This is a genomic window from Mariniflexile sp. (genome assembly GCF_041583155.1).
In the GTDB taxonomy this organism is placed as follows: Bacteria; Bacteroidota; Bacteroidia; order Flavobacteriales; family Flavobacteriaceae; genus Mariniflexile.
The window spans coordinates 16074-40883 of sequence record NZ_JBFHGK010000030.1 but is presented as its reverse complement, the minus strand read 5'-3'; the positions used below and the strand labels follow the sequence as shown (position 1 = coordinate 40883).

Genomic DNA, 24810 nt, shown 5'->3' with positions numbered 1-24810 from the left:
TAATGAAATTAAAAAAAATATTTAAAATATCTGCTGGAGTACTTATATTCATATCACTCCCTAGCTTGTTACTTTTTTGTTTTTTATATTTAAAATATAATGAGCCGTTACCCACAGGCATTCAAGGAAAAGAAGCAGATGCCTTAGCTTATAAAATGCTGGAAGCTTTAGACTACAAGGCTTTTGAAAGTACCAATTATATAGAATGGACCTTTAAAGGCCGACACCATTACAAATGGGAAAAGGATAAAAATATTTGCGAAGTTTTCTGGAAAGACTACAAGGTACGTTTAAACTTAGCAGATGTTTCAAAAAGTCAAGCCTTTATTCATAGTTTTAAAACACCTGATGATAAATTATCAAAGAAGCTTATATCCAAAGCTGTTAAATATTTCAATAACGACTCATTTTGGCTTGTAGCACCTTATAAATTATTTGATAATGGCACCGAACGCCGATTAGTAAATTTAGAAAATAACAAAAAAGCACTTTTAATTACTTACACATCCGGTGGCTCTACACCAGGAGATTCGTATTTGTGGCATTTAGATGACAATGCAAAACCCACAAGTTTTCAAATGTGGGTTGATATTTTACCTATAGATGGATTAGAAGCTACGTGGGAGGCTTGGGTTACTACCGAAAGTGGTGCACAACTTCCAAGTTTTCATAAATTTGGTGTATTTGGTTTAGAAAACACACATATTAAAGGAACACTATAAGTATTTGGTCTATAGTGCTCCTTTTTACATGGTGAGATAATATTTAACTCTTTTGCCCTACAAAACGATGAGTTTCCGATTTAAAAAGAATATTAAAACTTGTTAAACTACCATAAATTCTAGTAATGTATTGTTGCAAATCAATTTTACCTTGCTCATCTAAACCACTGGCATTAATTCGTTGTTCCATTACGCGCAGACGATCTCGCACCATTGTTATTTTATGAAAAAAGGTATCAATTGGTAATTCGTATGCTTTTAAATTAGCATCAGCTGGTTCCAAAATAAGTTTTCCTCCTTTGTACTTATCAGCAATTGGTACAATTTCACTAGCATCACTCCATTTTTTTAAAATATTAACCAAACTACTTTCAACATCAAAGAAACTAACAGTATCTACATCCCCGTCTGCTGCCTCAATAACCTCAAAATCACTATCTAAATCAATAGTTTCTAATCCATTTTCAATGAATGTTACCCAATAATGCTGAGATGTAACGTTTGTAACTACCCCTTTGCCAAATTCGGCATGATTTATTCTAGAGCCTATTCCTAATAATTTCATATATCTTTTTAATTAATTTCTGTTTTACAATTATAATAAAACTTAAGAAATTGATACTATTATTTGTCCGGATTATCACAAATAAATCTTAACAAATTGTTAAATACAGTGTTTTGGAAACTTATTAACATCCCTTGAAAAAAAGGGACATCCTTTATAAATGTTGTAGATTTTTCACCCCCGATACCACAAAAAGACACACCTAAAAACCTAAGGTTTTATTTTTTAAAAACCGACCCCTATAATTTGTAGGGATATTTATTTATTATACGAAATTTCATAAAAGTTAAATATTTCTAAAGCACTTTTAAATAAATTTTCTCCGTATTATTTTCGTTTTCGAACATTAATAATCTTTTAATCTTTTAAAAATTTAAGTTATGAAAAAAATGTATTTCTTATTGTTATTGGCTTCTAGTTTTGCATTTGCAAACAACGGACAACCTTTTGAATTCAATCAAAATGAACCGAAAATTGGAGATGTTTTAGTTATTAATGCCACCTCAAACGTTAAATACAATCACATCAATTTTCCTCAATTAAACATTGTTGCTAAACGTGGCAATCTTGCTAATTATAAAAGTGTCCATGGAAACCGTGTTGTAATTAAAGAAGTTATGAATAACAACAACGGAAACACCACCGTTTTAATTGAAAATGAAGATGAATCAAAATTTTTTGGAATTGTAAAACAAGTCAAAGCTAATTATACAAAATCTATAGCTTCGGGTGAAATGTCTGTTGCAAACCCGTAATTTTCTGTTATGATTATTTGGAAGAGCTACATTGTAATGATGTAGCTTTTTTTTTAGAAAACAAAAATCCAAAAACTTAAACTGCTCGTATAATTAAAAGTACAATTTTTCGTTATTACATGAATTAAACTATAAAAGCAAATGAAGTTAACTACACAAATTACAGGTTTTATTGGTTTGCTTATTATTTTTAGTAGTTTTAAATCTTCTAATATAAGAACAGAAAAAAAACACATTTCAAATGTTGTACAAAAAGATTCTATTTTAAAAGATAGTGTTTCAATCGATTCATCTTCAATTATTTATACGACTTATAAAGATAGTGTTCATGCCTCTTATTATCACGACCGATTTAATGGAAAAAAAACAGCAAGCGGTGAAAAGTTTGATAATGATTTATATACAGCTGCTCATAAAACATTTAAGTTCGGCACAAAACTAAGAATTACAAATACAGTGAACAATGAATCCGTGATTGTTACTGTAAATGATAGAGGCCCCTTTGTAAAAGAGAGAGAAATCGACTTATCAAAAAAAGCATTCATGGAAATTGCAAAATATAAACTTCGGGGCTATTTAATTGTAAATATTGAAGTTTTGGAATAGCGCTTAGTTTTTCTAATTCGTATTAAATCTTCACACGAATTTAACAACTAAAATTGTAACTTTGCGCTTTTGCCTATTTATGAGCCAATTCGACGATTTTATTGAAGTTAAAGGAGCACGAGTTCACAACCTAAAAAATATAGATGTATCCATTCCTAGAGAAAAACTAGTAGTTATTACAGGTTTATCTGGTAGTGGTAAATCGTCATTGGCTTTTGATACCATTTATGCTGAAGGACAACGTAGATACATTGAAACCTTTTCGGCATATGCTCGTCAGTTTTTAGGCGGATTAGAACGTCCGGATGTAGATAAAATTGATGGATTAAGCCCTGTAATTGCCATAGAGCAGAAAACTACCAGTAAATCACCCCGATCTACGGTTGGTACCATTACCGAAATTTACGATTTTCTTCGATTGCTTTTTGCCCGTGCGAGTGATGCTTATAGCTATAATACAGGTGAAAAAATGATAAGCTATAGCGATGAACAAATAAAAGAACTTATTATCAGTGATTTTAAAGGTAAACGTATAAACATATTGGCACCCGTTATCCGTTCACGTAAAGGACATTACCGCGAATTATTTGAACAAATTGCAAAACAAGGTTTCGTAAAAGTGCGTACCGACGGTGAAATTAAAGACCTCACTAAAGGCATGATATTAGATAGGTATAAACCCCACGACATTGAAATAGTTATTGATAGATTGGTTGTTGATGATTCTGTAGAAAACGATAAGCGACTTACAGAAACTATAAATACGGCCATGTATCACGGCGAAGATGTGCTAATGGTTTTGGACCAGGACACAAATGAAACACGGTATTTTAGTAGAAGTTTAATGTGTGCATCATCAGGTATATCATACCCAAATCCTGAGCCCAATAACTTTTCATTTAACTCTCCAAAAGGTGCTTGCGATACTTGTAATGGTATAGGAACGCTTTATAAAGTGAATGAAAGTAAGATTATTCCAGATGATAGTATTTCTATTAAAGCTGGTGCTTTAGCTCCACATGGACCTGAAAAAAACAGTTGGATTTTTAAACAATTAGATACAATTGCCCAGCGTTTCAACTTTAAATTAACAGATGCATTTAAAAACATTCCTGAAGAAGCTAAACAGATGATTTTATATGGTGGCAACGAAAAATTTTCTGTTGAAAGTAAAACTTTAGGGGTTACCCGCGATTATAAAATAGATTTTGAGGGTGTTGCTAATTTTATTGAAAACCAGTATAAAACCGCAGAATCTACATCCTTGAAACGATGGGCAAAAGATTATATGGACAAAGTGAAATGTCCAGACTGTAAAGGCTCTCGTTTAAAAAAGGAATCGCTTTACTTTAAAATAAATAACAAAAATATAGCTGAACTAGCTAACGCTGATATTATTGAGCTATCAACTTGGTTTAATGATTTGCACAACCATTTATCAGATAAACAATTTAAGATTGCCGAAGAAGTTTTAAAAGAAATTAAAGCCCGATTACAATTTTTATTAGATGTAGGCTTAAATTACTTATCGTTAAACAGAAGTTCAAAATCCTTATCAGGTGGTGAAGCTCAACGTATTAGATTGGCAACCCAAATTGGTTCACAATTAGTTGGGGTATTATATATTTTAGATGAACCAAGTATTGGTTTGCACCAACGAGATAATGAAAAATTAATAAATTCTTTAATTTCGCTTCGTGATATTGGAAATTCTGTTATCGTTGTTGAACACGATAAAGACATGATTGAGCGTGCAGATTATGTGATTGATATTGGCCCAAGAGCAGGTAAACATGGTGGTGAAATCATAAGCATCGGTTCCCCTGAAGAACTTCTAACCCACCATACCTTAACTGCCGATTATCTAAGTGGTGCTAAACAAATAGAAATCCCCAAAAAACGACGTGAAGGGAATGGTAAGTTTATAGAGCTTAAAGGCTGTACTGGCAATAACCTTAAAAACGTTTCGGTTAAATTTCCTTTAGGAAAAATGATTGGTGTAACTGGTGTTTCAGGAAGTGGAAAATCTACCCTTATTAATGAAACCCTATACCCTATTTTAAACGCTCATTATTTTAATGGTGTTAAAAAACCAATGCCTTACAAGAGTATTTCGGGCTTAGAACATATTGATAAAGTAATTGATATTAATCAGTCTCCTATTGGTAGAACCCCCAGAAGTAACCCCGTTACTTACACCAAAACTTTTGATGAAATCCGTAGCTTGTTTGCTAAAATTCCAGAAGCCATGATTCGTGGTTACAAGGCTGGTCGTTTTAGTTTTAATGTTACCGGTGGTCGTTGTGAAACTTGTCAAGGTGGTGGTTTAAGGGTTATTGAAATGAATTTCTTACCCGATGTTTATGTGGAATGCGAAACTTGCCAAGGAAAGCGTTTTAACCGCGAGACCCTAGAAATTCGTTACAAAGGAAAAAGCATCAGCGATGTATTAGATATGACAATTGAGGAAGCAGTAGCTTTTTTCGAGCATATTCCAAAAATTCACAACAAGCTTAAAACAATAAAAGATGTTGGTTTAGGTTATATAACATTGGGGCAACAGAGTACTACCCTTTCTGGAGGAGAAGCACAACGAATAAAACTTGCTACCGAATTAAGTAAACGCGATACAGGAAATACTTTTTATATTTTAGACGAACCAACAACCGGTTTACATTTTGAAGATATTAGAGTGTTAATGATTGTATTAAACAAACTTGCTAACAAGGGAAATACCGTTTTAATTATTGAACATAATTTAGATGTTATAAAAACTGTAGACCATATTATTGATGTAGGTTATGAAGGCGGAAAAGGTGGCGGACAAATTATTGTTGAAGGCACCCCCGAGGAAGTTGCGGCTCATAAAAAAAGCTACACCGCCAAATTTTTAAAAAAGGAATTAAATAATAGTTAAATCGTTTATCATGGCGTTGTTAAGTTGCAAACGGCTTAACAACTACCTAATAAACAACTTAGCAACAAACAACGAAACAATATGCGATTAGAAAAACATAGTAAAGCTTGGAATGAGATAAAAACAAACGATTCTTGGGCTATTTTTAAGATTATGGGTGAATTTGTAAGTGGTTATGAAAAACTCAGTAAAATTGGTCCCTGTGTCTCTATTTTTGGTTCCGCAAGGACTAAACCAGATCATCCCTATTACATTCTTGCGGAAAAAATTGCAAAGCGTATAGTAGAGGCTGGTTATGGTGTAATAACTGGTGGCGGACCAGGTATTATGGAAGCTGGTAATAAAGGAGCCCATTTAGGTGGAGGTACTTCTGTTGGTTTAAACATAGAATTACCTTTTGAACAGCATGACAATCCGTATATTGATTCTGATAAGAGTTTAGATTTCGATTACTTTTTTGTTCGTAAAGTCATGTTTGTAAAATATTCACAAGGCTTTATTGTTATGCCAGGAGGTTTTGGAACTTTAGATGAATTATTTGAAGCTATCACTTTGATTCAAACGCATAAAATTGAAAAATTCCCTATTATTCTAGTAGGTTCATCCTTTTGGTCTGGACTTATAGACTGGATTAAGGCTACGCTTTTAGATGGTTTTGGAAATATTAGTGCACAAGACATGGATTTAATCCATTTGGTGGATACCGAAGATGAAGTTGTTGAAATACTTGAAGCGTTTTATAATGGCAGTGACTTGAGTCCTAATTTTTAATTTTCATTAAAAGAAATCAACTTAGCAGTCACAAACCTTTCTTGCAACTATATTTTATTATATTGCGTCTCCTAATGAATTTTAACCTTAATGTTTTAATAGCAATTTGAATTTACGTTTATTTTATTGTGTTTTATTTTTTATATGCTATGCTAGCTTTGGTCAAAATAAGATTGATTTAAAGGCTACATTCGATATTGAAAACAAACTAATTAAAATATCCCAAACTATTCAATACCAAAATACAACGCTAGACGAGCTTAGCACCATATATTTAAGCGATTGGAACAATAGTTATGCAACAAAAAAAACACCATTGGCTATCAGAATTGCCGATGAATATAAGAACGATTTTCATTTAGCAAAAAGTAAAGATCGAGGCTTTTCTGTAATCACTTCCATCACCCAAAATGGTAAGAATTTAAAGTTTCAACAATTAAAAAATCAAATTGATATAATAAAAGTTGAACTAAATGAACCTTTAAAACCTAACGCTTCCTATACCATTCATTTAGAATACACGGTACAACCTCCTAGCGATAAATTTACCAGTTATGGTATTACAAGTACAGGCGATTTAAACTTAAGATATTGGTACATCACTCCCGCTATTTACAATGGCGAATGGCAGTATTATAGCAATAAAGATTTAGACGATTTATTTATTCCTGCAGCCAATGTATCCTTAGAACTAGAATTCCCAAAGGAGTATAAATTAACTTCAGAATTAAATGTAGTTAGCAGCGTTCAACAGGATAAAAAACAAGTGGTAACACTAAAAGGAACTCAGGTAATAAACAATAAACTTTTTTTAAGTAAAACGCCAAATTTTAATACCATTCAATCCGACAAACTATCTTTAGTTTCAAACATAGATGATGGTGGTTTAGACATTTTAGACAAGGTTTTAGCTACCGAAAAAGTTTTAGATTATATTGAAGACAAATTTGGTAGTCATCCGCATGAAAAATTACTTCTTACACAAATAGATTACAATAAAGACCCCGTTTATGGCTTAAATTTTTTACCAAGTTTTATTAAAACATACCCTCCTCATTTCCAATACGAATTAAAATTATTAAAAGTTGCTCTTCGTAATTTTCTGGAAAACACGCTTCTGATGAATCCAAGAAAAGAGCAATGGCTAATTGATGGAATTCAAATATATTTCTTAATGAACTATATAGATGAGCATTATCCCGATATGAAATTTCTAGGCTCTCTTGCAGATTTTTGGGGAATCCGATCGTTTCATGCAGCCGACATGAAGTTTAATGATAAATATGTACTGGCATTTATGATAATGGCTCGAACTAATAGAGACCAGAGCTTAACAACACCTAAAGATTCTTTGTTAAAATTTAATTATAGCATAGCCAATAAGTATAAAGCCGGCGTGGGTTTGCAATATCTGGGTGATTTTATAAACCAAGATATTGTTGAAAATAGTTTATCCTCATTTGTAATTGAAAATAAATTAAAAACAGTAACAACAAAAGATTTTGAATATTTTATAAAATCTAAAACCCATAAAGATATTGATTGGTTTTTTACGGATTATATTGCTACCAGAAAACGGATAGATTTCAAAATTAAAAATGTTGAAAAAACAGAAGATTTAATAAATGTAACCGTAAAAAATAAGCGAGACAATAGTATGCCAGTTTCACTATACGGATTATATAATGACAGTATTGTTTCCAAAACATGGATTGAAGATATTTCAAAATTTAAAACATTAACCATACCTAGAAATGGAGCCAATAAACTAGTTCTAAATTATAATAACGTTATACCTGAAATTAATGAACGTGATAATTGGAAATCCCTGAAAGGTTTCTTTTTTAACAATAAACCATTACAAGTAAGATTGTTTCAAGATATAGAAGACCCGAATTATAATCAGGTGTTTTTCATGCCTATTGCTGAATTTAATAATATTTATGACGGGTTTACTATTGGGATGAAAGCTTACAATAAAACCGTATTAAGAAAGCAGTTAAACTATAAGATAGAACCACAATATGCCTTAAAATCAAAAACGTTTACTGGATCTGCTGCCATTTCTATGACTCATAATTTAGAAAACAGCGATTTATATGGCATTTCCTATGGTATTGGAGGCGGATATGTGTCATATGCTGAAGATGCGTTTGTTAGAAGACTTATCCCCTCTTTAACGTTTATGTTTAGGGAAAATGATGATTTTCGTTCAAATAAACGGGAAGCTTTATCATTTCGATTTGTAGATATTCACAGAGACAAAAACCCAAATGGCCAATTAATAACCGATGAGCCTAACTATAGTATTTTTAATGCGCGTTACATTGATTCAAATGATAATCTAATAAATTTTAGTCGTTGGTCTGCAGATTTCCAAGCGGCTAAAAACTTTAGTAAACTATCTTTCAATTATGAATATCGTCGTTTATTTGAAAGTAATAGGCAATTAAATTTACGTTTTTTCGCAGGAGCATTTTTAAAAAATAACAACCCTATTACTTCCACCTATTTCAGTTTTGCCTTGGATAGACCATCCGATTATTTATTTGATTATCCTTATCTAGGCCGTTCCGAATCTACGGGTCTATTCAGTCAACAATACATTGAAGCTGAAGGTGGATTCAAATCTAAATTAGCAACACCTTTCGCAAACCAATGGATTTCTACTGTTAACGCAAGTACCACTTTATGGAATTATATTTTAGTATACGGCGACTTAGGAATAGTTAAAAACAAATTTGACAATGGGAAGTTTGTTTATGATTCAGGTATCCGCATAAATCTTGTAACCGATTATTTCGAAATTTACTTTCCAATATATTCAAATTTAGGATGGGAAATAGGACAGCCAAATTACGACCAAAAAATCCGATTTAAATTTACTGCCGACCCACAAGCACTTTTAGGTTTGTTTAGAAGACGCTGGTATTAAATAGTAAAATATTATCATATATTTTAAATTTAGAATACACAATTCTTAAATAATGATTTTATTAATACTTAATTTTTAAGAATTTCATAATTACTTGTTTACCTTTTTTAATTGTAAAAACCGTAAACTTTAACTACTTTTGCAAAAGACAAAGTATTCCTTAATATGCACACGGTTTCAGATTTGAAAAATAACATATCATTCGAAGATTTTAAAACAGAGGTTTTAAATGATTATAAAATAGCTGTAAAAAGTCGAGAATGTAGTTTATTAGGTCGCCGTGAAGTTTTAACTGGAAAAGCCAAGTTTGGTATCTTTGGTGATGGTAAAGAAGTTCCTCAACTAGCCATGGCTAAAGCCTTTAAAAAAGGCGATTGGCGTTCTGGTTACTACCGCGACCAAACCTTTATGATGGCTATTGATGAGTTGACTGCTGAACAGTTTTTCGCTGGATTATACGCCAATACAAATTTAGAGTTAGAACCTATGTCTGCTGGTCGACAAATGGGTGGGCATTTTGTAACCCATAGTCTAAACAACGATGGTAGCTGGAAGGATTTAACAAAAAAATATAATTCTAGTGCCGACATCTCTCCTACGGCAGGTCAAATGCCAAGATTATTAGGTTTAGCACAAGCTTCTAAGATTTTTAGAAATGTAGAAGGTATCAACACATCCAACTTTTCAGTGAATGGAAATGAGGTTGCCTGGGGAACCATAGGAAATGCAAGTACAAGTGAAGGTTTGTTTTTCGAAACTATCAATGCCGCAGGTGTTTTACAAGTACCTCTTATAGTAAGTGTTTGGGATGATGAATACGGTATATCTGTTCATGCAAAACACCAAACAACTAAAGAAAACATATCTGAAATCTTAAAAGGATTTCAAAGGAATGAAGACCAAAAAGGTTTTGAAATATTACGAGTACATGGTTGGAACTATCCTAATTTAGTTGAAACCTACCAAGAGGCTGCACATATTGCCAGAACAGAACATGTTCCTGTATTAATTCATGTTACAGAATTAACACAACCTCAAGGACATTCTACTTCAGGCTCTCATGAGCGCTATAAAAGTGCCGAACGTTTAGCATGGGAATCTGCTCTAGATTGCAATGTAAAAATGAGAGAGTGGATTATTGAAAATGGTATTGCAACCAATGAAACTCTTATTGAAATTGAAAGAGCTATTAAACGTGAAGTAAGAGAAGCAAAAAAGAATGCTTGGAACATCTTTTTAAAACCGGTATTAAAAGAACAGAGCGATATGATTTCTGTTTTAAAACAGGTGGCAGCAGCGAGCGTTAATCGTGTTTTTATAGAAAAAATTAAGGATAATTTAGCAGCTATTGAAGAACCTACGCGAAAAGACATCTTATCCCACGGTAGGCGAGCTTTAATACATACTATTAACGAATCTTTCCCTGAAAAAGAACAGCTTATCAATTGGATTAACAATAGAATTGAAGCAATCCAACCAGAATTTAGTTCACATTTATATTCGGAAACCAATCGTTCAAATACACTCATAAAAGAAATTAAACCAACTTATAACGAAGAGTCTCCATTAGTAGATGGGCGTATCATCCTTCGAGATAATTTTGATAATATTTTTAGTAACTATCCAGAAGTACTTATTTTTGGTGAAGATACAGGTAACATTGGTGATGTAAATCAAGGACTTGAAGGTTTACAAGAAAAATATGGTGAATTACGAGTTGCCGATGTTGGTATTCGAGAAGCAACCATAATTGGGCAAGGAATCGGAATGTCTCTAAGAGGTTTACGTCCCATTGCCGAAATTCAATATTTAGATTATATTCTTTACGCTTTACAAATAATTAGCGACGATTTAGCAACCACGCATTACCGTACTAAAGGCAAACAAAAAGCACCTTTAATTATTAGAACCCGTGGCCATAGATTAGAAGGTATTTGGCATTCCGGATCTCAAATGGGAGGTATTCTCCACCTTACTAGAGGTGTGAATGTATTAGTGCCTCGAAACATGACAAAAGCAGCAGGCTTTTACAATACTCTTTTAAAAGGTGATGATCCAGCAATAGTTATTGAATGCCTGAATGGCTACCGATTAAAAGAAAAAATGCCATATAATTTGAATGCTATCCAAACACCTATTGGGGTTGTAGAGACTTTAAAAGAAGGAACTGATATAACATTAGTGTCTTACGGTTCTACACTTCGAATTGTAGAACAGGTAGCTAAAGATTTATTAACGGTTGATATCAATGCCGAAGTAATTGATGTACAATCATTAATGCCTTTCGATTTAAATCATGATATAGCAAAAAGCATAAAAAAAACAAATAGATTATTAATTATTGATGAAGATGTTCCAGGCGGCGCATCGGCTTATATTTTAAATAATATATTGAATGTTCAAAACGCATATCAATATTTGGATAGCCAACCTAAAACACTTACTGCTAAAGATCACAGACCGGCATACGGAAATGATGGTGATTACTTTTCAAAACCTTCTGCCGATGATATATTTGAAGCAGTGTATGGTATAATGCATGAGTCAAACCCAGATGTATTTCCCAAATTAAGATAATATACTTTAAACTTTTATGAACAAATCTATCAATGATGCTGCTTTATTAATTCTAAGAGTTGGTTTTGCAGGTATGATGCTTACCCATGGTGTCCCTAAAATTAATATGTTATTTCAAAGCCCAATTAAGTTCGCTGATCCTATCGGTGTGGGCGTTACAGTGTCTCTTATACTAACCTTAATTGGTGAAGTCATTGCTCCTCTGTTAATATTAATTGGTTTTAAAACCAAACTAGCAACCATCCCTGGGATTATCACCATGTTTGTTGCGGCATTTGTTGTTCATGCAGCAGACCCCATTGGAGTAAAAGAAAAAGCCATATTATATTTAATAGCTTTTACTGTTATAGGATTAATTGGCGCAGGAAAATATTCAGTGGATGGATATAAAAAATAATTAGTCATTTCTATAGTTTTTTGAAATATAATTAACCTTAAATAGGGTTTCTTTTTAGTTGCAATTATTTCTTAGAAATGATAAATAATTAATAATCTATAAAAATTATCATTTGAAAACAGCTTCTATTGTTGACTTAAAAAAGGAATTAATTCACAAATCGCCTGATGAATTGCTCGAGTTATGTTTGCGATTATCAAAATTCAAAAAAGAAAACAAAGAACTTCTAACCTATTTACTGTTTGAATCCCATGATGAAGATGGTTATATTCAATCTGTAAAAAAACATATTGATGAAGAATTTGCCACCATCAATACAGCAAGTTATTTTTACATAAAAAAAAGCGTTCGAAAAATATTAAGAAACATAAAAAAATACTCTCGATATTCTTTGAAAAAAGAAACAGAAGCCGCACTTCTTATTCATTTTTGCCAAACATTAAAAGATTTTAGTCCTTCCATAAAAAATAATATTACGCTTACAAATATTTACAATAGACAAATACTTTCTATTAAAAAATTGGTAGGAACTTTACATGAAGACTTGCAATATGATTTCAATTTAATGTTAGAAGATTTGTAAATAAGATAATTCATTACTTAATTAGTCATTCATCCGAATTTTATAATCATTTAACAGTTAAAAGAGTATAACTAAGTATTTGTCGAGTAAATTAACAGAATGAAAACATTATTCTTAAAATTACACCTAAATTCTATTAATTCATCAAAAACACCGTGTTATGAATACAAATTATGCATTTTTAAACAAGTTTAAGATAACGTTTTTAATTCTTGCATTTGCATTTTCATTTAGCACATACGCTAGCGGTAATAATGACAGAGCTAAAGAAAAGATTAAGGTTAAGATCAAACAGAAGGATAAACGAAATAATTTCATTCGTAATGGCAATCGCGACGATAATCACAAACACACACGTACTTGTGGGCATAATGACGGAGGTACATCAGACTCAATTCCATTAGATGGTGGTTTAAGTATTCTTTTAGTAGGAGCAGCAGCTTTTGGTATTAAAAAATTACGTGATAGTAAAAATGAAAATATTTAATTCTTTTAAAGAAAAGATACCATTACCAATACGGCTTTTTTTAGGAAAAGCCGTATTGTTTTTTATAGTTTGGAAGATTATTTATGGTGTATTCTTCGTAAATACTAACTCATTGGACACCATTTTAACCAGCCATGTTGCTGATGCTTCAGTTTTCGTACTAAATAATTTTACCTCAATGGATAACTTCGAAGCAGTATCGGAAGTTTATGAAGAAACGTTTGGAGGAGAAGTTGTACTTAACAAAGCTTCAACAATATATCATAATAACTATATAGTTTTAAATATAGCCGATGCCTGCAATGGTTTAGAACTTATTGTTTTATACATAGGTTTTATAGTTTGTATGCCTTCAAAATTTTTAAGAAAAGCATTGTATATCGCAATTGGGATAATTCTATTAGACATAGCTAATATTTTAAGATGTGTTGGTCTCATATACTTAAGAGAGTATTATCATGCCTATTTTGAATTTGCGCATCATTACATATTTAAAATAGTTGTGTATTCTGTTACCTTTTTAATTTGGGTAGTCTACACCCGAAAAATACATTTGAAAAATGAAGTTATACCGGTCTGATAAGGTTCGATTTATAGCTGGGTTTATATTTATAATTGGTATTTATTCAGCTTTTTACATCTTTTTTTTAGAAAATAGCAATTTAGTATTACCATCTAAGGTCCGACATTTAATTAAATTTTTGGCCACCATAGCAGTTTACTTTGTAGGAACATATCATCTTGGCAAATTGGCAGATTCTTGGATGTCGGTTATTTGGCATATCATTCATATTTCTGGTCTAGGAATTATTACAGCCATTGGACTTTTTGATTGGTTTATTTATGATGTTACTTTAAACATTAGGTTGTTTGCCAATTCTATCCAAGAGTTATTAATATCGCCATTGCTCTACCTCGCTATGGGACTAATTAATCGCACATTAAAAAGAGAAGTCATTGTATAAACACAAAACCTTATAACAACCAATAAAATTCTCATAAAGGAAACTTATAATTGTAAAGTTTCAAAAAAATATTGACCTTCTATCAACACAATTTACAACGCATTGTTTGAATGCTAAAAGCAATAGTTTATCTTTACGCCCTCAAAATAGTTAATGATTTATGACGATTTCATACAATTGGTTAAAACAGTTTCTTAAAACAGACTGGACTCCAGAACAAACCAGCGAATTACTTACAGATTTAGGATTAGAAGTTGAAGGTATTGAAACCTACCAATCCGTTAAAGGCGGATTAGAAGGTATAGTAATAGGTGAAGTATTAACTTGTATTCAACACCCAAACGCCGATAAATTAAAAATAACTACTGTTAATATTGGTGAGGAAACACCCCTGCAAATTGTATGTGGGGCCCCTAACGTTGCGGTGGGCCAGAAAGTACCCGTTGCCACCATTGGAACTACTTTATATACTGAAACTGGTGAGGCCTGGACCATTAAAAAAGGTAAAATTAGAGGAGAAGAAAGTTTTGGAATGATTTGCGCTGAAGATGAACTTGGATTAGGCAAATCTCATGATGGCATTATGGTTTTAGATGAAAATCTTGCTCCTGGTACCCTTGCAGCCAAAATTTTTGAAGTTGAAAGCGATTTTGTATTTGAAATTGGCTTAACACCAAACCGTGCTGATGCTATGAGTCATTTAGGTACTGCACGCGATTTAAGAGCCGGATTAATTCAAAAGGATATAAATTTAGAGTTAATAACACCATCTGTAAGCTCTTTTCATGTTGATAGCCGTACTTTAAAAATTGATGTTGATGTTTTAAATAAAGACTTAGCGCCACGTTATTGTGGGCTAACAATTTCTGGCATTAAAGTAAAAGAATCTCCTGCCTGGTTACAACACCGTTTAAAAGCTATTGGTTTAAAACCTATTAACAATATTGTGGATGCCACCAACTACGTGCTACACGATTTAGGACAACCACTACACGCTTTTGATGCGGCTAAAATTTCTGAAAATAAAATTGAAGTTAAAACAGTTGCTGCAGGTACTAAATTCACCACTTTAGATGGTATTGAACGCGAACTGCACGAAGATGATTTAATGATCTGCGATGCCGAAAAACCCATGTGTATTGCAGGAGTATTTGGTGGTTTACATTCGGGTGTAACTGAAGGAACCACGAGTATATTCTTAGAAAGTGCTTATTTTAATCCTGTTTCTGTTCGTAAAACAGCTAAGAGACACGGATTAAATACAGATGCTTCGTTTAGATTTGAACGTGGTATCGACCCAAATATTACTGAATACGCTTTAAAACGTGCTGCCATTCTTATCAAGGAAATTGCAGGTGGCGAAATAACTAGTGATATTTCAGATATTTATCCTAAGAAAATTGAAGACTTTCAAGTTCGTTTAAGTTTTGAAAATGCTGAAAAACTTATTGGCGAGGCAATTCCGAAAGAAACTATAAAACGTATTTTAGCTTCATTGGAAATAAAAGTTAATAATGTTACTGAAACCGGTTTAGGCTTAACCGTTCCTGCATACAGAAATGATGTGTTGCGTGAAGCTGATATAATTGAAGAAATTTTACGTGTTTACGGCTACAATAATATCAATACAACTGAAAAACTAAATGCATCTATTTCAAATTCTTCAAGATTTGAAGATCATAAAATTCAAAATATTGTCGGGAATCAATTAGCTGGACAAGGTTTTTTTGAAATACTATCTAACTCACTAACCACACCGAATTATGCCGAATTAAGTGAACAATTAAAAACAGAACATAATATAACCATATTGAACCCATTGAGTGGTGATTTATCGGTTTTAAGACAATCATTATTATTCTCTGGGTTAGAAGCTGTTTCGTTCAACATCAACCGTAAACGTTCTGATTTAAAGTTGTTTGAATTTGGAAAAACCTATCATGGTTATAACGAAAAACGGGAAGAATACAAGCACTTATCTTTATTTGTAACAGGCAACCAAAATCAGGAAAACTGGAATACACCTAACAAAAAAAGTGATTTCTTTGTATTAAAAGGTAGTATTATTAGCCTTTTAGAACGTTTAGGTATTAACAGATTTAATGAATCACCTGTAAATAGTGATTTGTTTAGTGAAGGTTTAAATTTCAGTCTTGGCAACAAAAATTTAGTAGATTTCGGATTGATTAAGAAACCAATTTTGAAATATTTTGATATCTCTCAGGAGGTCTTATATGCTGATTTTAATTGGGATACCATTTTAGATATTGTTAAAGGAAATAAAGTAACTTTTAAACCAATACCAAAGTATCAAGAAGTTCGTCGCGATTTTGCTTTATTAATAAATGATAACGTTACTTTCGAATCGATATACAAAATTGCAAAACAAAGTGAAAAACAATTATTAAAAAGTGTGAATTTATTTGATGTGTATCAAGGTAAAAATTTACCAGAAGGCAAAAAAAGTTATGCTGTTGGTTTTACATTACAAGATGAACACAAAACCCTTACAGATAAGCAAATAGATAAAATAATGAATACCCTACAAAACCAATTTGAAACCCAATTGGGTGCAGAGTTGCGTTAAGTATGACATTTAAAACCATTTGAAAATCCTATTGTATATAATATACAATAGGATTTTTTAATTCAGGAAATTAAAAAATCTCTAAAGATCCTTTACCTTGCCTAATAACCTCAGGTTCATCGCCAGATAAATCGATAACTGTAGACGCTTCATTATCTCCATATCCTCCATCTATAACCAAATCGACTAAATTATCCCATTTTTCTAAAATAAGTTCAGGGTCTGTAGTATATTCTATCACTTCATCTTCATCATGAATGGAGGTTGAAATAATAGGGTTTCCTAGTTTTTTTACAATTTCTAAAGCAATATTATTATTAGGAATACGAATACCGACTGTTTTTTTCTTTTTAAAAGGATTTGGTAACGTTTTTGATCCGGGGAGAATAAAAGTATACGGTCCAGGAAGAGCTCGTTTTAATATTTTAAAGGTAGATGTATCAATTTGTTTAACATAATCACTTAAATGACTTAAATCATGGCAAACAAATGAAAAATTAGACTTTTCAAGCTTAATTCCCTTTATTTGAGCAACACGTTCCAGAGCTTTTAGGTTATTAATATCACAACCCAAACCATAAACGGTATCGGTTGGGTAAATAATAAGACCACCACGCTTTAAAACAGCCACTACCTTTTCAATTTCCTTAGGACTAGGGTTTTCTTCATAAATTCTAACAAATTCAGCCATAAATAAGTATCTTGCTTTTTCCTTTAAATGTAAATATTATTTTTGTTATGAAACAGCTTAATATCATTTTATTGAGTATATTTTTCCTCTTTATAATTGGTAGTTGTTCCAAAGACGACACTTCCAACAATTTAATTTCTTTAGAATATCATGAAGAATTAAATATTCCTTACGGTGTAAACTCGAAACAAAAATTTGATTTATACTTGCCCGCAGATAGAAGCTCGATTACTAAAACACTCATTTTAGTGCATGGCGGCGGATGGTCTGCTGGAGATAAAGCAGATATGAATCCATGGATAGATATTATCAGGCAGGATTTACCAAACCTGGCCATTGTAAATATAAATTATAGATTAGCTGATGCTAATAATAAACCATATCCAATGCAAATAGATGATATTACTTCTGTTATAAATCATCTGAAATTAAACCAAGAAAAATACACCATTTCAGAAGATTTCGGCTTCATTGGAGTAAGTGCAGGAGCTCATCTGGCATTACTTTGGAGTTATGGATTTGATACCACAAAGAACGTTAATATGGTTTGTAGCATAGTGGGTCCAACAAATTTAACCGACCCTGCCTATTTAAATAATACTAACCCGGAACTACAACAAATGTTGGACTACTTTAGTATTGAAACCGATTTAGCTTATCTGGAAGAAGTGAGTCCGTTACACCGGGTAACGGAATCAGCACCTCGTAGTATTTTGTTTTATGGTGGCCAAGATCCTTTAATTCCAACTACACAAGGTACTGAATTGCGTGATAAATTAATAGAACTAAATATAAACCATCAATTTACACTTTACCCAAATGCAGGTCATGGATGGGTTGGTTTGGACCTATTTGATACTTGGCTAAAACTTAAAACATTCATTAATTTAAATTTATAAACTAACGCATCCCTCCGCCTTGTGGTGGACCACCCTCTGGTCTATTTCCTCTTCCTGAAAAATCATCATCATCATTTTGATTCGTTTTTTCTGTTGGATTTTGAGTCTCTTTAAACTCAGCTTGATATTTTAACCACTTTTCATTTTGTTTTTTACTTAACAAACTACCTAAACTCGCATTTAAAGCAGTTTCAGCTTTTGTTATTTTAGTCTTAACAGGTTCTACTTTTGCTTTAGCTAACTCTTTAGCAATACGCATCGGGTCTTTATCATTATCACTCATATCTTTTTGGCTGCTATTACTTGACCCGCGATTGGATTTCAAAGATTTCATAATATTATTCATATACACATTTAATGTGTCAAAATTATCCTTGTTCAACAACGACAATTCATTAACATGCTTATTATATTTTAATATTGCTTCTTTAACATTTGAAATTAATTCATTGTCTTTCTTTAACTTAATATTTTCTACCACATCATTTGCGTCATAATTAAATATACCTGCCGCCTTGTATGCGTTAAATTCTTTTGGTTGCGGTCTTTCACGTTGTTCACCACTTTGGCCACTACTAGATTGCGGACCTCTCATACCACCACCTCCAGGTTGCGCATTTAAAAAACTCAAGTTTAATACGCATGCTAATAAAAATATTTTTTTCATAAAATTTATGTTTGACTGTTTATGTATTATTAGATGCTTATTCCTTAAAAAACCTTCGATAATAAATGAAGATACTTCACTAACAAACGTAAATAACTTATTTCCAACATGATAAAACACAAAAAAAGCACAATAATATATAATCATTGTGCTCTAATTTTATAATTGAATAGGTGTGTTTTTACCCGATTACTTCCAACTTAGCGAATTTCAATAATAGTTTTTTTACACCACCGTGTTGAAATTTAATTTCCGCCTTAACATCTCCACCGGTGCCTTCAATTTTCACGACTTCTCCGGTACCAAAACGCAGGTGTTTTACAATATTTCCTACTGCTAAATCACCATCAAATAAATTAGTGTTTTCACTAGAAGTAGCAGCGGAAACTGGTTTTAAATTTTTTGGTTTTGTTACCTGAAATTTCATTGGTGCTTCTTTTTCTGAACCACCCTTTTTTAAAACCGGTTGTTTTGCAGGTTTAAATCGGATTTTATTTGGTGGTACATCACCAAAAATATCAGAATCTAACATAGGATTAAAGCGACGTTCTTCAATAGGTGTCGTAATATCCAAATACTGTTCATCTATTTCTTCAATAAATCTACTCGGTTCTGAATCTACCAATTTACCCCAACGATAACGCGATAATGCATAAGTTAAATAGGCTTGTTTTTCTGCACGTGTTAAGGCAACATAAAACAAACGTCGTTCTTCCTCCAGCTCACTTCGTGTCCCCATACTCATAGCACTTGGAAACAAATCTTCTTCTAGACCAACAATAAAAACATAAGGAAACTCCAAACCTTTAGCTAAATGTATAGTCATTAAAGCTACATGATTTGCATCGCCTTTGTCGGCATCGGCATCAGTTGACAAGGCAACATCTTCTAAAAATTCGGCTAAACTACCTGTGGTATCTGCGACTTCTTTTTGACCTTCCACAAAGTCTTTCATACCATTAAGAAGCTCTTCTATATTTTCCATTTTTGCTACACCCTCGGGTGTTGCATCTTTTTTATACTCTCTAATTAAACCACTAGTTCTAGTAACATGCTCTGCCAATTCAAATACATCAGCAGTTTGATTAAGCACCTGATAACTTTCAATCATTGTTACAAAATCTAGTAGTTTTGCTTTTGTACCAGAATTAATTTTAACATCCGTTTTATCGATGTTTTTCATCACCTCAAAAATAGAACGCTTATAACCATTAGCTGCAACCACCAGCCTTTCAATAGTTGTGTCTCCAATGCCACGTCCAGGGAAATTTATAACACGTTTAAGAGCTTCTTCGTCCGCAGGATTTATTATCAATCGTAAATAAGATAAAACATCCTTAATTTCTTTTCGTTGATAAAAGGATAATCCACCATAAATTCTATAAGGAATATCCCGTTTTCTTAAAGCATCCTCGATAGCACGGGATTGTGCATTGGTTCGGTACAACACCGCAAAATCCTTATTATCTACATGTTTCTGAATTTTGGTTTCCCAAATGGTGCTAGCAACAAAACGCCCTTCATCTCCATCAGTAAGCGAACGATTTACAACTATTTTTTCACCTTCATCATTGGCTGTCCAAACAACTTTATCTAATTTGGTTTGATTTTTATCGATAATAGAATTGGCTGCATTGACTATATTTTTGGTAGAACGGTAGTTTTGTTCCAACCTAAAAACCTTCACATCTTCATAATCTTTCTGAAAATTTAAAATATTATTGATATTGGCTCCACGAAAGGCATAAATACTTTGTGCATCATCACCCACCACGCATATATTTTGAAATTTATCCGATAAAGCTCTTACAATTAAATACTGGGAGTGGTTTGTATCCTGGTACTCATCAACCAATATATATTTAAAACGGTTTTGGTATTTCATCAACACTTCAGGAAAACGCGTAAGTAGTTCGTTGGTCTTTAATAACAAATCATCAAAATCCATTGCACCCGCCTTAAAACAACGCTCAACATATTCTTTATAAATATCACCTAAGCGTGGTCTGCGTGCCATAGTATCGGCTTCAATAAGCTCTGGGTTTTGAAAATAGGCACGCACCGTTATTAAACTATTCTTATATGATGAAATTCTAGAGCGAACTTGTTTGTATTTATAAATATCCTTATCAAGATTCATTTCTTTAATAATTGAAGAAATTAATCTATCTGAATCTTGAGTATCATAAATTGTAAAGTTTGTAGGATAGCCAATTTTGTCTGCTTCAATACGTAAAATTTTAGCAAAAATGGAGTGAAATGTGCCCATCCAAAGATTTTTTGCTTCACTTGCACCAACAATAGTAGCAATACGTTCCTTCATTTCTCGTGCCGCTTTATTGGTAAAGGTTAACGACAAAATATTAAATGGGTCGATACCCTCACTCATTAAATAAGCTATACGATACGTTAACACTCTGGTTTTACCAGAACCTGCGCCTGCAATTATAATCATAGGGCCATCTTTTTGAATAGTTGGCTCTAATTGTGCGTCGTTCAATTGACTTAAATACTTCTCCAAATCACTTACAGTTTTTAAAGAGGTAAAATTAACCATTGTTTGGCGTTTAAATAAATGGAATTATGAATAATTATAAACAATTGGAATAGCGCCCTGCTTTATTAAAATTTAAATATATTTATCTCTCAAAAAAACAAGTACAAATACATTATGTTAGATTTTTTATCGGATATTTCCTGGTGGGGTTGGATTTTGATAGCCCTTGTTCTCGTAGCCATTAGAGATATTTTTATTCAAAAAGAACATACCATAAGCCACAACTATCCTATTGTAGGTCATTTACGCTATATGTTAGAAAAAATTGGGCCAGAAATGCGACAATATTTCGTTTCTAACAATAGAGAAGAATTACCATTTAACCGTATTGAACGTGGTTGGATTTATGCTTCAGCAAAAAAAGAAAATAATTACGAAGGCTTTGGAACCGATAGAGATATTTATGCTCATCATCATATTTTTATTAATAACGCGATGATGCCTTATAAACTAGCTGAAAATCATCCAAACTCAATAGATAAAACATTTTTGCCTTGTGCTAAAGTTATGGGTGCATTTCATAAACGTAGAAAACCCTACCGCCCTGCTTCTATAATTAATGTATCTGCAATGAGTTATGGGTCGCTTTCAGCGAAAGCTGTAGAGTCATTAAATAAAGGTGTTAAAATTGCAGATGCCTACCATAATACAGGTGAAGGAGGCCTCTCTCCCTACCACAGTTATGGCGGAGATGTTATTTTTCATTTTGGGACTGGTTATTTTGGGGTTCGCGCTGATGATGGCGGATTTTCAATGGAAAAAATGAAAAAATTGGTTGAAAGTAACCCTTTCATTAAAGCCATTGAAATTAAACTGTCGCAGGGTGCAAAACCTGGCAAAGGCGGTGTACTTCCAGGTGCAAAAATAACTAAAGAAATCGCCAAGATTAGGGGTGTTGAAATTGGCAAAGATGTAATGTCTCCTCCAAACCACAAAGCGTTTTCCAATGTTCCAGAAATGGTTGATTTTATAGAAAACATTGCTGAAACTACAGGCTTACCAGTTGGTATTAAGGCTGCTATAGGAAAATTAGACCAATGGGAAGAACTTGCTGATATTATGGCCGAAACAGGCAAAGGTCCCGACTTTATAACAGTTGATGGCGGTGAAGGTGGCACAGGTGCTGCACCTCCAAGTTTTGCAGATCATGTTTCTTTACCATGGGTTTACGGATTTAGCGATTTATATAAATTATTTCAAAGTAAAGGCATATCAGAACGGATCGTATTTATAGGCAGCGCCAAATTAGGATTCCCTGCCAAAGCCGCTATGGCATTTGCTATGGGTGCCGATTGCATAAACGTAGCGCGTGAAGCAATGATGAGTATTGGTTGCATACAAGCTCAAGTATGCCATACAAACCGATGCCCTAGTGGCGTTGCCACCCAAAGTAAATGGCTACAAAATGGTATTGATCCAACCTTAAAATCGGAACGATTGGCGCAATATTTTAAAACATTTAAAAAAGAATTAATAGAAATAACCCATGCTGCAGGTTACGAACATCCATGCCAATTCCAAATGCGTGATGTTGAAATAAATGTGGATGACCACAACCTTTCTAAGGAGTTAAACAAAACATATATGTATGAAAAAACACCTGTACCTTTTTCGAGCATGCAGGATTTAAAAGATTGCTTATATTTGGGCGGTCAATATCATAATAAAGAAACTCAAATCCATTAAACAAATTATGAACCCAGAACGATTTATAGACCTGTTTTTATTTGCCATTCCATCCTTAATTACAGGACTTATTGCCTACTATTTTTTTAAAGAACACACTAAAAACGAAGATGGCAGAAGACGTTTTTTATTAAAAAAAGAATTACAAGTAAATGCCTTACCAACACGCCTTCAAGCTTACGAACGGATGGCCTTATTTTTAGAACGAATTTCTCCTTCTAAATTACTTATTCGTGTAGTGCCAACTACCTCAAATAAAGACCTTTATGAAGCATTACTTATTCAAAGTATTGAACAGGAATACGAGCACAATTTATCTCAACAAATCTATATAAGCGAAAAGTGTTGGAACGTAATAAATACGGCAAAAAATGCCACTATTCAATTAATAAGAAAGGCTAATATGTTAGAAAAAACAGATTCAGCCAATAAGCTAAGAGAAGTGGTTTTAACAGAAATGATGGAACGCAGGTCACCAAGCGATGCGGCCTTATCTTTCTTAAAAGAAGAAATTGCAGAAATATTATAAATTAATCTATTCGAAGTTCATTTGAAATAGATACTTTATCTTTATTTTTTGCATAATCAAAGCCTTGCTGCCACCATTCTACCATTAATTTTTTATTAAAAATCAAGGAATTTTCAGTTAGTTTAGAAGGTGTGTAATAAAGGTTGAGTTTTACATTTCTATTCGTAGCTGCTAATTTTCCTATTAAAATATCGCTTCGTTCTACTTGGTCTAGTAAATGTCCAAATAAGTTAAGCATAAGTGAAAACGGATTTTTACCTAATACTTTCATATATTCCAAATTTTCCGATTCTAGAACCACGGCATCAATTTCGGTTGCCCCGCGTTGTATAGCTTCTCGAATTGGAACAACACATCCAAAAGCACCATCAGCATACTCAAATCCATCTACTTTTGCTAGAGACATAAACGGGATATAATTACAGGAAATCCAAATCCATTCAATAAATTCTTCATATGAAAAATCTTTAATAGATTTATATTCCACTCTATTTTTAGATAAATTTGAAACCGTGACTACTACATCTTCCTTCGTGGTTCTAATAAAATTGTATTCCTCTTCGGTAAAGTGCTTTTTTAAATAGCGCTTTAAAGCCTTACTCTCCCCGAAGGTTCGCTTTTTTTTTATGAATTGCCATAATGAATTTAAAAAATTGATGGAAACATATTCCCTACCATCTTTTCTACGCACCCTAAATGGATTTACACTAAAAATATTACTTTGCTTCACATCGGTAAAAACGGAGTAAATTTTATCAATTTTATTGGCCGCTATATGAGGAACTAACAGACTTCCTGTAGAGGTTCCAACAAATAAATCGTATTTAAATCCCTTTTCTTTTATTAAATATTCTGCAACGCCACCTGCATAAGCACCCTTGCTTCCACCACCTGAAATTACTAATGCCCTCATA

21 protein-coding genes are annotated in these 24810 nt (G+C 32.8%); 16 read left to right on the top strand and 5 right to left on the bottom strand.

The annotated features are described in order from the left end of the window. Positions 1-2 precede the first annotated feature (2 nt). Entirely contained in the window at positions 3-722 is a 720-nt protein-coding gene (locus ABYI63_RS11680) for a hypothetical protein (RefSeq protein WP_372756530.1), read from the top strand. A 43-nt stretch (positions 723-765) separates the two neighbouring features. Here ABYI63_RS11680 and ABYI63_RS11675 read toward each other — a convergent pair whose 3' ends face one another. Further along, a complete protein-coding gene (locus ABYI63_RS11675; RefSeq protein ID WP_372756529.1) occupies positions 766-1287 on the bottom strand; it encodes a hypothetical protein in 522 nt (173 codons plus the stop codon). A gap of 380 nt (positions 1288-1667) precedes the next feature. Here ABYI63_RS11675 and ABYI63_RS11670 point away from each other — a divergent pair, with 380 nt between their 5' ends. The 12 genes from ABYI63_RS11670 (at position 1668) to pheT (ending at position 16867) form a co-directional block, all read left to right on the top strand. Beyond that, complete coding sequence (locus ABYI63_RS11670) at positions 1668-2042, top strand: hypothetical protein (protein ID WP_372756528.1); 375 nt, start codon at positions 1668-1670, stop codon at positions 2040-2042. Positions 2043-2183: 141 nt separating this feature from the next. Next, positions 2184-2648 carry a septal ring lytic transglycosylase RlpA family protein gene (locus ABYI63_RS11665; RefSeq protein WP_372756527.1) on the top strand — a complete coding sequence of 155 codons (465 nt, stop codon included), beginning with the start codon at positions 2184-2186 and terminating at the stop codon, positions 2646-2648. A gap of 79 nt (positions 2649-2727) precedes the next feature. After that, the gene (gene uvrA, locus ABYI63_RS11660; RefSeq protein ID WP_372756526.1) at positions 2728-5565 is read left to right on the top strand and encodes an excinuclease ABC subunit UvrA; all 2838 of its coding nucleotides are present in this window, start codon (positions 2728-2730) and stop codon (positions 5563-5565) included. Positions 5566-5646: 81 nt separating this feature from the next. Next, the gene (locus ABYI63_RS11655) at positions 5647-6336 is read left to right on the top strand and encodes a TIGR00730 family Rossman fold protein (RefSeq protein WP_372756525.1); all 690 of its coding nucleotides are present in this window, start codon (positions 5647-5649) and stop codon (positions 6334-6336) included. Positions 6337-6442: 106 nt separating this feature from the next. Further along, a complete protein-coding gene (locus ABYI63_RS11650) occupies positions 6443-9271 on the top strand; it encodes a metalloprotease (RefSeq protein WP_372756524.1) in 2829 nt (942 codons plus the stop codon). A gap of 165 nt (positions 9272-9436) precedes the next feature. Beyond that, complete coding sequence (locus tag ABYI63_RS11645; RefSeq protein WP_372756523.1) at positions 9437-11848, top strand: thiamine pyrophosphate-dependent enzyme; 2412 nt, start codon at positions 9437-9439, stop codon at positions 11846-11848. Between the two features lie 16 nt (positions 11849-11864). Continuing rightward, positions 11865-12245, top strand: coding sequence for a DoxX family protein (locus tag ABYI63_RS11640; protein WP_372756522.1), 381 nt, complete (start codon positions 11865-11867; stop codon positions 12243-12245). A 112-nt stretch (positions 12246-12357) separates the two neighbouring features. Beyond that, positions 12358-12828: a hypothetical protein gene (locus ABYI63_RS11635; RefSeq protein ID WP_372756521.1), complete on the top strand. Its 471-nt coding sequence runs from the start codon at positions 12358-12360 to the stop codon at positions 12826-12828. A gap of 160 nt (positions 12829-12988) precedes the next feature. Beyond that, positions 12989-13315, top strand: coding sequence for a PID-CTERM protein-sorting domain-containing protein (locus ABYI63_RS11630; RefSeq protein WP_372756520.1), 327 nt, complete (start codon positions 12989-12991; stop codon positions 13313-13315). Then, on the top strand, positions 13302-13895 hold the full coding sequence (locus tag ABYI63_RS11625; RefSeq protein ID WP_372756519.1) for an archaeosortase/exosortase family protein: 594 nt from the start codon (positions 13302-13304) through the stop codon (positions 13893-13895). The genes ABYI63_RS11630 and ABYI63_RS11625 overlap by 14 nt, the downstream gene beginning before the upstream one ends. Next, positions 13876-14280 carry a hypothetical protein gene (locus ABYI63_RS11620; RefSeq protein WP_372756518.1) on the top strand — a complete coding sequence of 135 codons (405 nt, stop codon included), beginning with the start codon at positions 13876-13878 and terminating at the stop codon, positions 14278-14280. The genes ABYI63_RS11625 and ABYI63_RS11620 overlap by 20 nt, the downstream gene beginning before the upstream one ends. A gap of 160 nt (positions 14281-14440) precedes the next feature. Further along, on the top strand, positions 14441-16867 hold the full coding sequence (gene pheT, locus ABYI63_RS11615; protein WP_372756517.1) for a phenylalanine--tRNA ligase subunit beta: 2427 nt from the start codon (positions 14441-14443) through the stop codon (positions 16865-16867). A 70-nt stretch (positions 16868-16937) separates the two neighbouring features. Here the strand turns inward: pheT and ABYI63_RS11610 are convergent, their stop codons facing one another. Continuing rightward, complete coding sequence (locus tag ABYI63_RS11610) at positions 16938-17558, bottom strand: L-threonylcarbamoyladenylate synthase (RefSeq protein ID WP_372756516.1); 621 nt, start codon at positions 17556-17558, stop codon at positions 16938-16940. A gap of 47 nt (positions 17559-17605) precedes the next feature. Here ABYI63_RS11610 and ABYI63_RS11605 point away from each other — a divergent pair, with 47 nt between their 5' ends. Then, positions 17606-18457, top strand: a complete 852-nt coding sequence (locus ABYI63_RS11605; protein WP_372756515.1) for an alpha/beta hydrolase fold domain-containing protein — start codon at positions 17606-17608, stop codon at positions 18455-18457. Between the two features lies 1 nt (position 18458). On the opposite strand, the gene ABYI63_RS11600 is transcribed toward ABYI63_RS11605, so the two are convergent. Together ABYI63_RS11600 and ABYI63_RS11595 are read right to left on the bottom strand one after the other, a co-directional pair. Beyond that, entirely contained in the window at positions 18459-19124 is a 666-nt protein-coding gene (locus tag ABYI63_RS11600; protein ID WP_372756514.1) for a hypothetical protein, read from the bottom strand. A gap of 181 nt (positions 19125-19305) precedes the next feature. After that, positions 19306-21645: an ATP-dependent helicase gene (locus ABYI63_RS11595; RefSeq protein WP_372756542.1), complete on the bottom strand. Its 2340-nt coding sequence runs from the start codon at positions 21643-21645 to the stop codon at positions 19306-19308. A 150-nt stretch (positions 21646-21795) separates the two neighbouring features. Here ABYI63_RS11595 and ABYI63_RS11590 point away from each other — a divergent pair, with 150 nt between their 5' ends. Together ABYI63_RS11590 and ABYI63_RS11585 are read left to right on the top strand one after the other, a co-directional pair. Next, on the top strand, positions 21796-23367 hold the full coding sequence (locus tag ABYI63_RS11590) for an FMN-binding glutamate synthase family protein (protein ID WP_372756513.1): 1572 nt from the start codon (positions 21796-21798) through the stop codon (positions 23365-23367). Between the two features lie 7 nt (positions 23368-23374). After that, positions 23375-23896: a hypothetical protein gene (locus ABYI63_RS11585; protein WP_372756512.1), complete on the top strand. Its 522-nt coding sequence runs from the start codon at positions 23375-23377 to the stop codon at positions 23894-23896. Between the two features lies 1 nt (position 23897). Here ABYI63_RS11585 and ABYI63_RS11580 read toward each other — a convergent pair whose 3' ends face one another. Beyond that, positions 23898-24809, bottom strand: coding sequence for a patatin family protein (locus ABYI63_RS11580; protein WP_372756511.1), 912 nt, complete (start codon positions 24807-24809; stop codon positions 23898-23900). Between the last annotated feature and the right edge of the window lies 1 nt (position 24810).